Origin of the sequence: Trichocoleus sp. FACHB-591 (assembly GCF_014695845.1) — a bacterium.
In the GTDB taxonomy this organism is placed as follows: Bacteria; Cyanobacteriota; Cyanobacteriia; order FACHB-46; family FACHB-46; genus Trichocoleus.
Genome location: NZ_JACJPA010000096.1, coordinates 234,988 through 248,761, shown reverse-complemented (window position 1 = coordinate 248,761; position 13,774 = coordinate 234,988). Strand labels below are relative to the sequence as shown.

Below are 13,774 nucleotides of genomic sequence, written 5' to 3'. Positions count from 1 at the left end.
GTCAGCCAAGTTCGTCATCGTGTAGTTAATCGGACTGCTTAGTAAGTACTGGCAGTAATCCAGTTTGGTGAAGCTCATGCCTCTAGTTTATGTCTGTCTCTGCGTAAGTCCTGATAGTGTTTCTAAAGTTTTCAAAGCCGTTAAACAACGTAACAGCTCGTGCGTCAAGAACCGAAAAGCGCTTGGGCAAGTTAAGAACACAAGCCCAAGCTTCAATCTGGGTCAGCCCCGTAGATCGACGTTGCCCACCCCCTAAGCTAGCCGCAACTAGAGGCATCAAGACATGGACGTTAGTTACTTGCTCAAATGCTACGAAATGGGAAGCCGAGACTTCGCTGGCGTTGACCTCAGAGGAGCTGACCTAAGTGGAGCAACCTTGATTGACATCAACCTAGAAGGTGCCAATCTAACCGGGGCCAACTTAAGTCGCGCCTTTTTAACCAAAGCAAATCTCAATGGTGTCTTTCTTAATTGGGCCAATTTAAGCTTTGCCAAACTGAGTGAAAGTTGTTTAGTCGATTCCGACTTAACAAAGGCAAATTTGAACGGAGCTTTCCTCGTCAAAGCCGATTTAGCAAAAGCCAAACTCAGCGCAGCTAATCTGAGCAATGCCAATCTGCGGAACGCCAACTTACAACGAGCTAATCTCTGCGGCACCACCCTACAAAGTGTGAATCTACGGAATGCTCATCTTAAAGGAGCCAACCTCAACTGGGCCAATCTCAAAGGAGCGAGATTGAGTGGGGCTGTGCTGCAAGGGGCTTTCCTCAACGGGGTGAACTTGGCAGGAGCTTTCCTCAACGGCGTTGATCTCAGAGGCGTAGACCTCAGTGGGGTGAACTTGAGTGAGGCCAAGTTGAGTGGAGCTGATTTGCAGGAGGCCAATTTGTCCACCGCAAATTTTACTGAAGCCAAGCTTCGGGGCGTTAATTTAATCGGAGCCGACTTGAGTGGAGCAAATCTAAATCGAGCCTACCTCGGTCGGGCCGAACTAGATTGGAGCAATCTGAGCCGAGCAGATCTAAGCCAAGCTGATTTGAGCGATGCTAGCGTTCTAGGCGTCAAGATTGAAGGGGCAGAATTTAGTGGTGTCACCCTGCCCGAAATGACGCGCCGTTACCTCTGCTTGGTGGCAAGTGGGCATACCGCTTGGAGTCAAAAACAAACTCAAGAAACTTTGAACTGTGAGGAAAGTTAGAAGCGAGTTTCATACTCCAGCACAGCTCGGCTGTCTCCCGAAAGGTCTGTCGAACCGCGCAACAGAAATTCTTCATTCAGGCGATAGCGCAAGCCAAACTGAGTTGGCTGATCTGCCGTTAGCACCCGCAGGACAGAGGCAGAAACGTTTTGCGTGATGTCAACACTCGCCTCTGCTGCCAAGCCCAGAGTTGAGGAACGCGATTCTTCAGAAGTGACAATTGTGGGGAATAGACGAAATTCGCTCAGGCCTAAAGCATTACCGATCGCCCCTTGAATGTTGGTCAGTAAGGCTGAACCTGCCAAGTTAGCTAGTCCCAGAGTGCTATCGCCGCGTCCGAGTGTATTGATGAAGCCACCCCCCAATAGCCCAACGATTTCATTGCGGCTCCGGGAGGGACTACTCTTCAGTTCTAAGTTGTCGAACAGTTGACTTGCAGGCCCCGTCGCTGTAGCTTCGATGCGCACTGTTTGCAGTGCCCCCAAACTCGTAGCGGGGACATCTTCTACTTCCGAGGGAGACAAGGTAGAAACTGTGCGGCTGCGGGTGACTTCGGGCACAGAGGTAATTAACTGGATATCTAAAATTGGGTCTAAGCCCCGTTCGGGAGTAAATACTGCGGTTTGAGGATAACCCCGCGCTAAGGTGAAGCGAGTGGTGAATAGATTGACTTGGCCTGTACGGAGGCGAATGGTGCCACTAGGCCGCAGGTTGTCTAAGGTGCCATTGAGGGTAATATCGCCGGCAGCAAGGAAGTTTAAGATCGGCTGACGGACGATTTGCAGGCCATCCCCTAGCGTGAGTCGCAAATCGTTGAATCGAGGCGTAGTAGCCGTAGCACCGGATTGGCTATCGCTGGTGCTGGCATTCGTCGCCGTTGCAGGAGCGCTACTAGTGTCAGGCAGTTGAACTTGGCCATTCGCAAGTTTGATTTCACCGCCAATCCTTGGTTCTAGAGCGGTGCCAGTCACCATTACCTGTCCTTCTACGCCGCCCCGGTATAGCCCTTTGAGGTTAAGCGAAATTTTGTCGAGGTTAACCGTCAGGGGAGTGGCAGCATCTGGGTTGCCTGGGCGGAAGCTGGTAAAGATCGGCAGAATGCCTTGAGCGTTGACTTGCCCCTGGCTAAATTGGCCTTGGATACCTTCTACAAGGATGCGATCGCGATCAAAGCGAATGGTGCCATTGACGTTGGTCAAGCGTTCGGGCAGGGCTTGAGCCTCAAAGGTGGCATCTTGGAAAGTAGCGATACCATTGGCGATCGGCTGCTCTAAAGTCCCTCGGACTTGAAGGTTGACTTGGCCTTGACCATCCACCCAAGCGGCCTGAGGCGTGAGCACATTTAAGAGCGCCAAACCCTCATTTTTAACATCCACATCTAAACTAATCTCGTTGCTGGCGGGGGGCGCACTGAAAGGAAGTGCCGCCGGAAAACTGCCAGCCACGGTTAACGGTTCTGGGCCATTGACAATTACAGTACTGCCAAAGTTCAGGCGAGCATTGTTGTAGTTAAAACTGCCTCTAGCGGTTTGCACTGCCGTATCATTCAGCGTGCCATCGACCAAGCTGAGTTCTCCCACGGCTTGCGGATTGACCAAACTGCCTGCCAATGTGGCTGTAGCATTCAACTTACCGCTGATATCAACGGGTAAAGTGACAAAGCGATCGAGCGTTTCTAAAGATAAGTTCTCGATTTGCAATTGGCCTGACTGAGTTTTGCCACCGATTTGCCCGGAGAACGCAACTAAGGTATCTGCGGATTGGAAGCGCAATGGTAACAAAGTCAGAACGCCGTTCTCAAAGCTGCCGTTTAGCACGACTTGGTCAGCGGTGTACTCGTCCCACTGCCAGTCTTGCCCTTGAATATCAAAATTGAGCGATATTCCAGTTTCTGGAGAGCCTGCGAAGCGAATGCCACCCGTGAAGTTGCCTTCAAGATCTGCTAAATCAGGCAGAGGAGATGCAGCCTCACGGCGAGCTATTTGCTGACTCAATAATGTCTCGATTTCGGAGAAACGGCGGAGTTGGGTTTGTAGAGGTGTTTCTGGTACGCCCACGGCCACGGTTTGCACATCGGCTGCCCTGGCATAGGTTGGTGCTCCTAAACCACGGGTGATGTCTTGCAGCTCAAACCATTGCAGCGTCGCCAATATATCTTGCAGCGACCCCTGCGCAACATCTACCTGTCCCTTAAATTGCGGCCCTGCTACCGTTTGCAGGAAGTTGCCTGCTAAGAGGTACTGGCTTTGTCCGATGCGGAGTTCGCCGCCTGTCAAAGCAGCAATACCATTGGCGTAGCGGAAGCGGCCCCGAAACTCATCACCCACAATGGTGCCGATCGCGGGTCGGGCGATCGCGACTTCACCTACCACGGAGGATTGCTTCAAGTTCACATCGAAGTTGCCGCTGAGCAGTCCAGCTACATTCCCTAAACCGAACTGGGCACCGGGAGCTAGATTCAACGCGGCCAGTGGGAAGCTCTGGACATTCACCAACAATTGATCGCCTTGGGCCTTACCCTGAGCGATCGCCTCATCTCGCTGGATCAAGAACGCTCTGGGTTGGTTGTTGGGGTCGAGGGCCAAGTCAATGCGATCGCGATCGCCTGCCACCGCCAGATTTAACCCCTGTCCAGTCGCTACCTTGAGGTTGCCAGTTAGGACTGGTTCAAAGGGCACGCCATTCAGGGCAAATTGATTCAGCCGCAAGTTGCCTGCGACATTGGGAGCCGTGGGCGTGCCAGTTAAGCGGCCCGTAAAATCGGCTCGGCCTGCCAGTTGAAAAGTGCTAGGCACCGCAAAGGGGAGAGCGTTGAGGGCGTAGTCACGGGCTTGCACATTTAAGTTGAGGTTGGTGACTTCTGGCGCATTCTTGCCTTCGGTACGCACGGCGACGATGCCATTGGCACTCAAGTTAGGAGCGGTCGCTTCTTGCACCAGTAAGTTTTGTCCTGTCCAACGCACCGAGGCAGTCAGGGGTTGCTGCACGATCGCCAACCCTTCCGAGAGCCGCACCCGACCCGCTGCTTGAATTGCACTCAGGTCAAAGGCTTCAGTCGTACCTGCCAACTGTAAAGCGCCACTCAGCTGTCCACGTAAGTCCGGTGAAAGGCGTTTCAATTGAATTTGGGATAAATCTGCCAACGCTTGCCAGCGGCCTTGGTTCAAACTGATGTTGCTCAGGGCAACAGTGCCCCCCACGACATTCAGGAAAGCTTTGCCTGCCGCTTGAACCGCATTCGTCTGTGGATTATCAGTGGTGCCTGCCAAGGCAATTTCGCCACTGAGTTGACCACGAAACTGGGCTGGGACTTGCTCAAACCGGCTGAGCTGAATTTGCTGCGCCTTGACCAGGGCTTGCCAGCGACCTTCGGCTAACCGGGCTCTGGCGCTGACGATACCGCCTGCGGCATTGGGGGCTTGCGCCTGTACCACTGTTTGCAGATTGCCACCCAAAGGCCCATAAATTTGGGCTCTACCACTGACTAAGCCAATGCTGGTGGGCAATTCAGTGCCGTAGGTTTGAGCGATCGCGTCTCCTGGCAAGTTTTGGCCCGCGAAATCTAAAACGAGACCGCCTGCCTCGCCAAATTTGATACCACCGCTACCTGTGACCGTACCACCCACCTCTGGGGTCGCCTTAATGTGATCGAAAATAACTTTAGATTCTGCTGTGACGAGGGCAAAGTTGGTGCTGATGCGGCTGAAATCAACTTTATCGACCCGAGCGGTTTTGGTGGTGACGACGGTGCCTGCCAGGACAGGCTTGGCGATCGGACCCCGCAGTAAAAAGGCTCCCCGCACTTCGCCTGCGGTGGCAAAGGGTAACTCTTCAACCTTGAGGGTGTCGAGCAAATTAGCCACACTGACTGGGGCCAAGCGTCCCCGCAGATCGTAGTTGGACTGGGTGTTGAGGACTCCTGCCACTTGGATCGGCAATTTGCCGTAAAACGTGCTGATGTTTTCCAGCCCAATAAGCTGCCCCTGGAAACGCACAAAGCCTTTGGCCTGTCGGAAAGGTTGTGGGACTTGCCTCACTTGCGCCGTAACAGTTTTTAGTTCCGCGCGCCCCTCTAGCTTCACAGGTTCATCCGGGTGAGATCGCACAGCCAGCGTGCCATCCACGCGCCCCCCCTGGAAATCAAGCGGCAGGTCAATAATCCGACTTACATCCGACGCTAAGAGATCTTGGGCTCGAATTTGTAAGTTTGTCTGCTGGCTTTTCAGTTGGGATTCGCCCTTTAACCGTAGATTGCCTCCCCGCAAAGGTTTACCACCGACCTCAAAGGCAATTCGTTGATTTTGGTCAAAAAAGTTGGCCGCACCATTGACTTGATTAAACGCGATCGCCACTCGTTTGCTCCGAGGATCGGGATAGGGAATCAGCACAATGCCCGCATCGCGAAAGCGAATCACATCCAGGTCCGTTTTGATCAGCCCTGCCTGTTCTTGAGCTTTAACTCGCGTGGAAATCCATTCACCGCTTTTGGCTTGCTCTACATAAATGGTGGACTTGACTAAAGTAATGCTGGGCTTCAGCGTCCGGGTAAACAATAGCTGCAACGGATTAAACTCGACCTCAACCGCAGCCACAGCTAGTCGGTCGGGATCAGTGGGTGTCGCAGGCACCGCAGAAGCCCCAAAGCGAATGCTATTGAGATCAAATCGCTCCACCTCTCCCAGCTCTACGGGGCGGCTTAAAGTTTGACTGAGGTTCTTCTCAATCAGTGGGGCGAGGTCGTTACGCACAAAATTCCAGGCCCACCAAGCACCGCCAGTGATGCCAGCAAGCAAAACAACTCCAACCACAGCACTGGTACGGCTCAACAGGAGCAGCCACAGGCGTCGGCTAGGAGGGGTGGGTTCGTTACCCGGAGGAGAAGACTGGGTCATCGCATTTGCAACAATAGCAAGCTGGGGAACGCCAATAAGAATCTATCCCACGATGCTCAAATTCCCAAGCTGAAACCATCGTTGGGTTACAAAAACCAATACATTCTTCTGGAAGTATTTTTGGATGGTGGTTCAGTCGGTTTCAGTAGCCTTGGGTGAATCAATAGCATTCCACCCAGAGCTTGACTCCGATTTGGAGTTGCAAGTTTCAGGCGGCGCTGGATCGGAGTTGAGAATGAGCTTAGCGCATGCACTCGTCGCGATCGCCTCTAAGATAGGAAAGAACTGTGGTCACAAGATGCCTAAAACCCATGCGTGTGTTCGTTCTACTTTTTAATGCCCGAACTGAAAACGAAGGAATTCACACGATTCAGATTCAAGACCCGGAGCGGGGAGAACGCAATGTGGTACTGATGTTTGAGTCGGAAGATGATGCCACTCGGTTTGGTTTGTTGTTGGAAGCTCAGGACTTCCCAACCCCATCGGTGGAAGTATTTGAACTAGAAGAAATTGAAGAATTTTGCCAAGGTGCTGACTACGACTGCAACTTGGTTCCAGAAGACACCTTGGCAATGCCTCCAGAATCCAATGTAGAAGAAACCGATTGGCGTGAAGAAGGGGCGGAACCCGAAGCAGAAGCTCCAGACTCGGAGATCGACCGCATTCGTCGTCGTTTGGAAGGACTTCTATAAGTAACATGCCTCAAGACCCTCACTCCCCTAGCGCTGTCAATGCCGAACAGCTCCCCCAGCATTTTCCTGATGAGCGCGGCTACTTGCTGACGGAGCAAGTGAACCCTAACAGTCAGAATCTCGATCAACTCAGTGCTCTAGAGTTGGTTGAGTTATTTAACCGGGAAGACGCCCAAACCATTGCCGCGATCGCAGCAGCTCGGCAAGAACTAGCTCAGGCGATCGAACGGACGGCTGTGTCACTGCGACAAGGGGGACGGCTGTTTTACATCGGCGCAGGCACCAGTGGTCGCTTGGGAGTCTTGGATGCCGCCGAATGTCCTCCCACTTTTTGTACGCCACCTGAGTTAGTCCAAGGCATTATTGCTGGGGGCGCGGGCGCATTGGTGCGGAGTTCCGAGGACTTGGAAGACCGCGTTGAAGATGGGGCAGAGGCGCTCGCCCATCGTCACATCACAGAACTAGATGTGGTTGTAGGCATTACGGCCGGGGGCACCACCCCCTACGTTCACGGAGCGTTGCAAGCCGCACGGCAACGGGGAGCTACGACGATTTTTATCGCCTGCGTGCCAGCGGAGCAGGTTCCCGTCAAAGCAGACATTGATATTCGATTGATTGTGGGGCCAGAAGTACTCGCAGGCTCTACCCGCCTCAAGTCTGGTACTGTCACCAAGCTAGCCCTCAATATCCTGTCTACTGGAGCGATGGTGCAACTGGGCAAGGTGTACGGCAACCGCATGATCGATGTCTCCGTCACCAACAAAAAGCTGCACGATCGCGCCCTGCGGATTTTGCAAGATTTAACCGACCTCAACCGCGAAGAAGCAGGTTGGTTGCTGGAGCGCAGCGGTCGCTCGGTGAAGCTAGCGCTGTTGATGCATTGGACGGGTTTATCGCGAGAAGAAGGCGATCGCCTTTTAACTCAACACCAAGGAAACTTGCGCCAAGCCGTGCTGAGCTATCCGCAATCTCCCAACCGATGATTGGGCCTTGGGTGATTGGGGGTACAGCCTCAGCTACAGTAGTATTTATACGTACCTGCTCCGTTGGCGAAACATTCTTAACTCAACCGAGGATGACTCTTATTCGTTGCAGCAGGAGCAGCAAATCAGCTACTGCCTGACTTTGTCGGGTTCTGTTTCAGGAGCACACCATAACCATGATTACGGCTGCGTCAGAAGCCTCTGCCATCACTTTAATGGTCCTAGTTACCCTAGGAATTTTGGGCTGGGGATTTTACCGAGCTAAATCTTTTGGCAAGCTAGGGATTCTGGCTTGGCTACAGTCCGTGGTATTGATGCTGCCTTGGCTGCTGTTTTTCGGGCTATTCGCCGCTGGTATTTATCTCAACTTAGTCGGCATTCTGTTCCTAGTAGTTGGGTCCACTGCTCTCTATGTCTTCTTAGGCAATCAATTGCGATCGGCTAGTCAAGACACAGTGTTGCAAGAACGAGCGACTGCCATGCTGAAGGCACGGCAAGCAGTGAATGCTGAACCCTCCAATCAGGAAGCTGAAGGCGAACTTGGGTCATCCGGAACTGAATCAACTGCTTCTGTTGGAGAAGGCGAAGGCATACCCATTCCTGCCGCAGATTTGCAGGCCATTCAAGGCATTTTTGGGATTGATACCTTCTTCGCTACTGAAACCATTCCTTACCAAGATGGAGCCATTTTTAAGGGCAACCTGCGAGGAGATGTAGAGGTTGCCTATAGTCGTCTGGCGGGTAGCTTGGAAGAGCGATTGGGCGATCGCTATCGCTTGTTTTTGGTAGAAAACCAGGATGGCAGGCCAGTCGTGATTGTGCTACCGAGTCGCAACGACCCCAAGCCCACCACGCTGCCACAGAAGCTCTTAGCTTTGTCACTGGCGATCGCGACGGTGGCAACTTGCTTAGAAACAGGCGGCATTCTCTTAGGTTTCGATTTCTTCAGTGCTCCAGAACGGTTCCGAGAAGTTTTACCGATTGGGGGCGGAATTTTGGCCGTGTTGGCAGCTCACGAAATCGGTCATCGAGTTCTGGCCCGCCGTCATCAAGTGCGCCTCAGTCCACCTTTCTTCTTCCCAACCTCTCAACTGGGTTCGTTCGGAGCTTTGACTCGCTTCGAGTCGATTGTGCCCAACCGCACCGTGCTCTTTGATGTGGCGTTTGCGGGACCAGCCGCAGGAGGCTTAATTTCCTTACTGATGCTGGTAATGGGGCTAGTCTTGTCTCATCCCGGCAGTTTGTTCCAGGTGCCAGCGGACTTCTTCAAAGGTTCGATTCTGGTCGGCACCTTGGCGAAAGTGGTGTTGGGGTCTGCTTTGCAAAACTCGCTGGTCGATGTGCATCCCCTGACTGTGATTGGTTGGTTGGGCTTAGTGGTGAGCGCGTTGAACCTCATGCCTGCTGGCCAATTGGATGGTGGGCGGATCGTGCAAGCCATTTATGGCCGCAAAACGGCTGGCAGAACCACGGTAGCGACTTTAATTCTTTTGGCGATCGCGGCTTTTGCTAATGCCTTGGCCTTGTATTGGGCGATCATCATTCTGTTTTTACAGCGAGATTTAGAGCGGCCTAGTCTTAATGAACTCTCCGAACCCAACGATGCCCGCGCTGGCTTAGGATTGCTGGCTCTGTTCTTAATGATTGCCACCCTCCTGCCCCTTACCCCTAGCTTGGCAGGACGCTTAGGAATTGGTGGCTAACTTCACCAGAAAGTCTGCTATTTTAGCGGCCATCATCCATAATTTGAATAGGGTGCTCCTCAATTCATTCTTTCATCTACATTACTCAGCATTACAAGGTGTGACACCGAATCGCTATGGCTGCACCAGCTCCGATTTTAGTGGTTTTGGATTTAAGCGCTCTGGAAGTAGGAAAAACTAGAGAGTGGCAGGAATTCTCTCGTGTAGGCGAGTGCTTTATTCCCCAGGTTGTTTTTGACGAAATCCGTTATCTCCATGACCGAGCGCCAGAGGCGAGCTTGGAGCAGACGGCTAGAGAGTTCATGCGCTTCTACCCTGATAGTGGCTGGCATATGACGGCCATCAGTGCGCCCCATGCTTCTCTCAAACCTGCGAGCGGAGAATCTTTTAGCAAAAAAGCTAGGCTATCCTTAGCTGTAGCCCAAGCCGCTTACGGGTTAGCACGCAACCATCCCGGTTCGTTGGTGGTTTTAGTGACGACCGATCAGTCTCTGTTGCAGCGGGTCCAAGGAGTAGAAGCACCTAATCTCTGTGGCATTACTGCGGCTGCTCTGCGTCAGTGGTGTCGCACCGAACGGCAACCCTTAGCTGTAACCCAGCAGTTGCGCCAAATGGAAACTGCCCCTGTGGTGGGTGCAGGCAAAGTCGGTACTGTATCTAGCAAAACTGCTGCGACTGCTAACGCTTCCAGACCTCGCTCCACAGTAGTCAGGACAACGCCGACGCCATCTCTATCGCATCGACGTTCTTCTAATGCTCCAGGCGCGATCGCCCAAGTGTTTTCTACCCTGTTGATGTTAGGAGCGTTGGTTCTCGCAGGTTCAACTGCTTGGTATCTCATCCAACCTGCAGGCTTTAATCAGTTTTTGCAGAAAGCAGGGTTGCCCACTCTGCCCAATCAAATCACTCCTCCTAAGCAATAGGAACCCTAACGGAACTCATCTGTAAGCGATCGCCGTCTGAAGTTTTGTCAGGCTGGCATAAATTGTTGTAGCAGCGTCTTAAAATTGCCGAGTCAATCATGCTCATTGGCGCTGCATCATCAGCTTGAGTTTAGTGAGTTCTTGTGAGGTTTTCTATGCGACCCCCGACCCAATATCGTTCTGCGACCATTGCTGCCTCATCAATATCGCCTCGCTTCGTAGTTGTGTTGTTGACAGGAATTTTGTCGGTTGGTTCTAGTTTGGGTTGGCTGAGTGCCGCGATCGCTGCCACCACAACTCATGCTTCTCCCTTGGCTCCGCAGGCAGTGCTTGATCAGCCAGAACAGGCGACTTTACTGGCCCAGCAAGGTCGTCGGGGGCGAGGTAGAAGTACTGGCTCTTCAACCAGCAATTCATTTCCAGCTTCTGTAGAGAACTTGGTTCGACAAGATTTAGCTCGCCGCATCAATGTTCCACCTGGTAGGTTGCGAGTCACTTTAGCCGAGTCAAAAGTCTGGAATAACGGCTGCTTAGAGTTAGCTGCTACCAATGAAATTTGTACTCAAGCCCAAGTTCCAGGATGGCGAGTGGTACTCTCCGCTGGACAGCAGTCTTGGGTTTACCACACTGACCAAACTGGCCAAAGCTTACGTCTAGCAGTCGATGCTTCCAAGGCCGATTTACCCCAAGCGATCGCGGCTAGCGTGACTCAAGCAGCGGCTCAGCAATTGGGAATTGCAGCGACTCAAGTCCAGATTGCCAAGTTTGCCAAGCAAACCTGGAGTAATGGTTGCTTAGGTTTGGCGACCTCTGGTGAGTTTTGCACTCAAGCCGAAACTCCGGGTTGGCAAGTTACAGTCGCAGGGCGATCGCAGCAGTTGGTTTATCGCACCAATGAATCTGGCTCAGTGATCAAGTTAGACACGGCAGCCAGCGGTCTTTACCCAGCGGGCTTACCCAAAAACGTTTCTAGAACTGTCTTGCAGGCTGCAGCTCAGCAATTTCGGGTACCTACTACCCAGTTGCAAATTGTGCAATCAGAAAAAACCACCTGGCCTGATGCTTGCTTAGGCTTAGCTGAACCGGGGGTGTTTTGTGCCGCTGTTATCGTTCCCGGTTGGCTCGTCACTGTAGAAAGTGGGGGGCAGCGCTTAGCCTATCGCACCAATGATTCTGGTTCCTTGGTGAAGTTCGATCGCCAAGCCAGTAATGTGAGTGGCGCGACAGGCTTGAAGCCAAACTTGATTGGTGGCAGTGAATTGATTCCGCCCCTAACCACAGGAGTTATCTTTCGAGTAGTCACCAGTGGCGGCATTGCAGGACAAACTTCCGCGATCGCTTTGCAAGCAAATGGTCAGCTGATTCAAGGTCAATTACAACCCAATGGTGTTGTTACTCCTGTGAAAGTGGTGCAAGTATCTCCGGCTGAGGTGCAACGCTTTCGGCAATTACTCGAACAGCAAAACTTTGCTCAATTCAATCGCCATAGCTACCCTGCTCCTCAGGGAGCCGCCGACTATTTCACCGTGACGCTGTCTGGGCCTACTGTAACGGCTCGTTATGCGGATATGGTGCAAAGTCAATTGCCAGCAGAGTTACAAAACGTGGTACAAGCTTGGAGCCGTATTGCGGCCAACTTGTAACAACTCCACGATTTTGGGTGTAATGCCTGTAATGTCTTGCACAGATTGAAACGCGATCGCTTGAGGGCCAATCACAATCAGCGGCACCAGATTGGCGGTGTGATGCGGATGAGATAAGTCCTCAATATTGCCGTGGTCACTGCTAATCACCAGGTTAACTCCAGGTTGGAGATGCGCCACGACACTCTCAACAAACGCATCTACTAACCGCAAAACCTGAACGATTTGGGCTTTGTCCTGACTATGACCCGCGTAATCAGGGAGATAACACTCAAATAGCGTGAGATGGTGCTGGCTCCCAATTGTGGCCAGTCTTTGCCCTGCGGCAGCAGGTGTCAGGGGTGGAACATTGCCGCCCCGCTGATTCACATACTCGCCCGTAATGTCCCAGGAAATCGCAGCTTGGCGATCGCCTCCTCCCCCCATGCGAAAAGGCACTCCAGCGGTCAGGGCCAAAAGCGTGCCCACCGAATAACGCCGTCGCCGTTGCGCGATCGCCTCAAAGTAAGCGGGTGAATAGAGATTGGCATGGGTCACAGAGCCGCCCAAGCTCAGCACCTGCTTGAACATGCCGTGGGCTTCAATCAAAGTTCGTAGAGAGCCATTGGCAAACGCACTGAGATGGCGTCCCATAAAAGCGGGCGCATTGCAGCCTGTAAATAATGAGGTTTGGCCCGTGGCGCTCTGGGGTAGCCCTGGCACTCCGAGGATGGCATCAATCGGTTGCAATAATAGCCCTGCTCGGCAAGCCTTTCGTCCAGCTATCAGTGGCCCGTCCAGAAGCTGCGTTAAAAATGGCATGGCCGCGATCGCCGCTAAGGGGTTAGTTGCTTGCGCTCCTCCCAATCCAACCCCATCTAAAAATAGAAAAATAAATCGCGCTGCTGAGTCATCCATGCTGCTCAACTAGATGCACTCGTATAGAATCGCAGAGCAAACTGCCAAAACATCCGCGAGACTAAGAATAAAGCTAAGGCTAACAAGCCTGCTCCCAGCAACCAAACGAGTTCTACTCGTCCTAGCAGCGCTTCGGAAGGAATGGTGGTCAGAAACGCCACAGGCACGATAAAGGTGAAGAAAAATCGGTAAGCGACGGGATAAGCCACCATTGGATAACGGCCCGCTTCTAGTAAACCGCGCAAAACTTCGGTGACGTTATAGATTTTGACAAACCAGATACTCGTGGCTCCCAACATAAACCACAAGCTGTAGAGGCTAATAAACCCGAAGCACAATGGCACGGCACCGAGTAGATAAGCAGGAGCCTCAATTCCCAACTGCCGCCCCGCATAGCCAATGACTAAGCAACCAAAAAAGATATCCGGTAAGCCCCAAGGAGAAATAGTACGGGTCGAGAGCCAAAACTGACTATTAATCGGTTTCAACAGGACGAAATCCAACGTGCCTTGCTGCACATGCTGCACAATGTGGTTTAAGTTGGGGCCGAGAAAGGTACTGGAAAAGCCCTGAAGCACGGTGAAGACTCCCAACACCACCAAGGCTTCCGCCCAAGACCAGCCTTCAAAGGTGTAGCCCGTACGGTAAAACAAAAACAGCCCAAACAAACTGCCAATCAAGTTGCCCAAACTCGTAAAAGCCGACAGCACAAAGTTGAGCCGATACTCCATCTCCGCCGCGATCGCCGTTCCCCAAAACAACCGCAACACCCGCCCATACCGCTGTATCCCTTTTTCCTTGCGCCTCTCTTCTTTTTTCATCCTTCCTCCCTCATCCCTCATC

General features: G+C 52.5%; 9 protein-coding genes. 6 read left to right on the top strand and 3 right to left on the bottom strand.

Annotated elements, in window-relative coordinates; all coding sequences use genetic code 11:
- Positions 1 to 283 precede the first annotated feature (283 nt).
- Positions 284 to 1,198, top strand: a complete 915-nt coding sequence (locus H6F90_RS19105; RefSeq protein ID WP_190553858.1) for a pentapeptide repeat-containing protein — start codon at positions 284 to 286, stop codon at positions 1,196 to 1,198.
- Here the strand turns inward: H6F90_RS19105 and H6F90_RS19100 are convergent.
- Entirely contained in the window at positions 1,195 to 6,090 is a 4,896-nt protein-coding gene (locus H6F90_RS19100; protein ID WP_190553857.1) for a translocation/assembly module TamB, read from the bottom strand. The genes H6F90_RS19105 and H6F90_RS19100 overlap by 4 nt on opposite strands.
- Positions 6,091 to 6,401: 311 nt before the next feature.
- Here H6F90_RS19100 and H6F90_RS19095 point away from each other — a divergent pair, with 311 nt between their 5' ends.
- From H6F90_RS19095 to H6F90_RS19075, 5 genes are all read left to right on the top strand, one after another.
- Complete coding sequence (locus H6F90_RS19095; protein WP_190432112.1) at positions 6,402 to 6,782, top strand: DUF3110 domain-containing protein; 381 nt, start codon at positions 6,402 to 6,404, stop codon at positions 6,780 to 6,782.
- Positions 6,783 to 6,787: 5 nt separating this feature from the next.
- Positions 6,788 to 7,765, top strand: a complete 978-nt coding sequence (murQ, locus tag H6F90_RS19090; protein ID WP_190553856.1) for an N-acetylmuramic acid 6-phosphate etherase — start codon at positions 6,788 to 6,790, stop codon at positions 7,763 to 7,765.
- A gap of 176 nt (positions 7,766 to 7,941) precedes the next feature.
- Positions 7,942 to 9,468, top strand: a complete 1,527-nt coding sequence (locus tag H6F90_RS19085) for a site-2 protease family protein (protein WP_190553855.1) — start codon at positions 7,942 to 7,944, stop codon at positions 9,466 to 9,468.
- Between the two features lie 116 nt (positions 9,469 to 9,584).
- Entirely contained in the window at positions 9,585 to 10,391 is an 807-nt protein-coding gene (locus H6F90_RS19080; RefSeq protein ID WP_190432116.1) for a PIN domain-containing protein, read from the top strand.
- 155 nt (positions 10,392 to 10,546) lie between these two features.
- Positions 10,547 to 12,034 (top strand): hypothetical protein, encoded by a 1,488-nt coding sequence (locus H6F90_RS19075; protein ID WP_190553854.1) that lies wholly within the window; start codon positions 10,547 to 10,549, stop codon positions 12,032 to 12,034.
- Here the strand turns inward: H6F90_RS19075 and H6F90_RS19070 are convergent.
- Together H6F90_RS19070 and H6F90_RS19065 are read right to left on the bottom strand one after the other, a co-directional pair.
- Entirely contained in the window at positions 11,987 to 12,931 is a 945-nt protein-coding gene (locus H6F90_RS19070) for an alkaline phosphatase family protein (protein WP_190553853.1), read from the bottom strand. The genes H6F90_RS19075 and H6F90_RS19070 overlap by 48 nt on opposite strands.
- A gap of 5 nt (positions 12,932 to 12,936) precedes the next feature.
- A complete protein-coding gene (locus H6F90_RS19065) occupies positions 12,937 to 13,752 on the bottom strand; it encodes an ABC transporter permease (RefSeq protein ID WP_199296020.1) in 816 nt (271 codons plus the stop codon).
- Positions 13,753 to 13,774 lie beyond the last annotated feature (22 nt).

Bases quoted from the DNA above. Each gene is read 5' to 3' on its own strand.
- H6F90_RS19105 (WP_190553858.1), top strand. From the start codon at position 284: ATGGACGTTAGTTACTTGCTCAAATGCTACGAAATGGGAAGCCGAGAC.
- H6F90_RS19100 (WP_190553857.1), bottom strand. From the start codon at position 6,090: ATGACCCAGTCTTCTCCTCCGGGTAACGAACCCACCCCTCCTAGCCGA.
- H6F90_RS19095 (WP_190432112.1), top strand. From the start codon at position 6,402: ATGCGTGTGTTCGTTCTACTTTTTAATGCCCGAACTGAAAACGAAGGA.
- murQ (WP_190553856.1), top strand. From the start codon at position 6,788: ATGCCTCAAGACCCTCACTCCCCTAGCGCTGTCAATGCCGAACAGCTC.
- H6F90_RS19085 (WP_190553855.1), top strand. From the start codon at position 7,942: ATGATTACGGCTGCGTCAGAAGCCTCTGCCATCACTTTAATGGTCCTA.
- H6F90_RS19080 (WP_190432116.1), top strand. From the start codon at position 9,585: ATGGCTGCACCAGCTCCGATTTTAGTGGTTTTGGATTTAAGCGCTCTG.
- H6F90_RS19075 (WP_190553854.1), top strand. From the start codon at position 10,547: ATGCGACCCCCGACCCAATATCGTTCTGCGACCATTGCTGCCTCATCA.
- H6F90_RS19070 (WP_190553853.1), bottom strand. From the start codon at position 12,931: ATGGATGACTCAGCAGCGCGATTTATTTTTCTATTTTTAGATGGGGTT.
- H6F90_RS19065 (WP_199296020.1), bottom strand. From the start codon at position 13,752: ATGAAAAAAGAAGAGAGGCGCAAGGAAAAAGGGATACAGCGGTATGGG.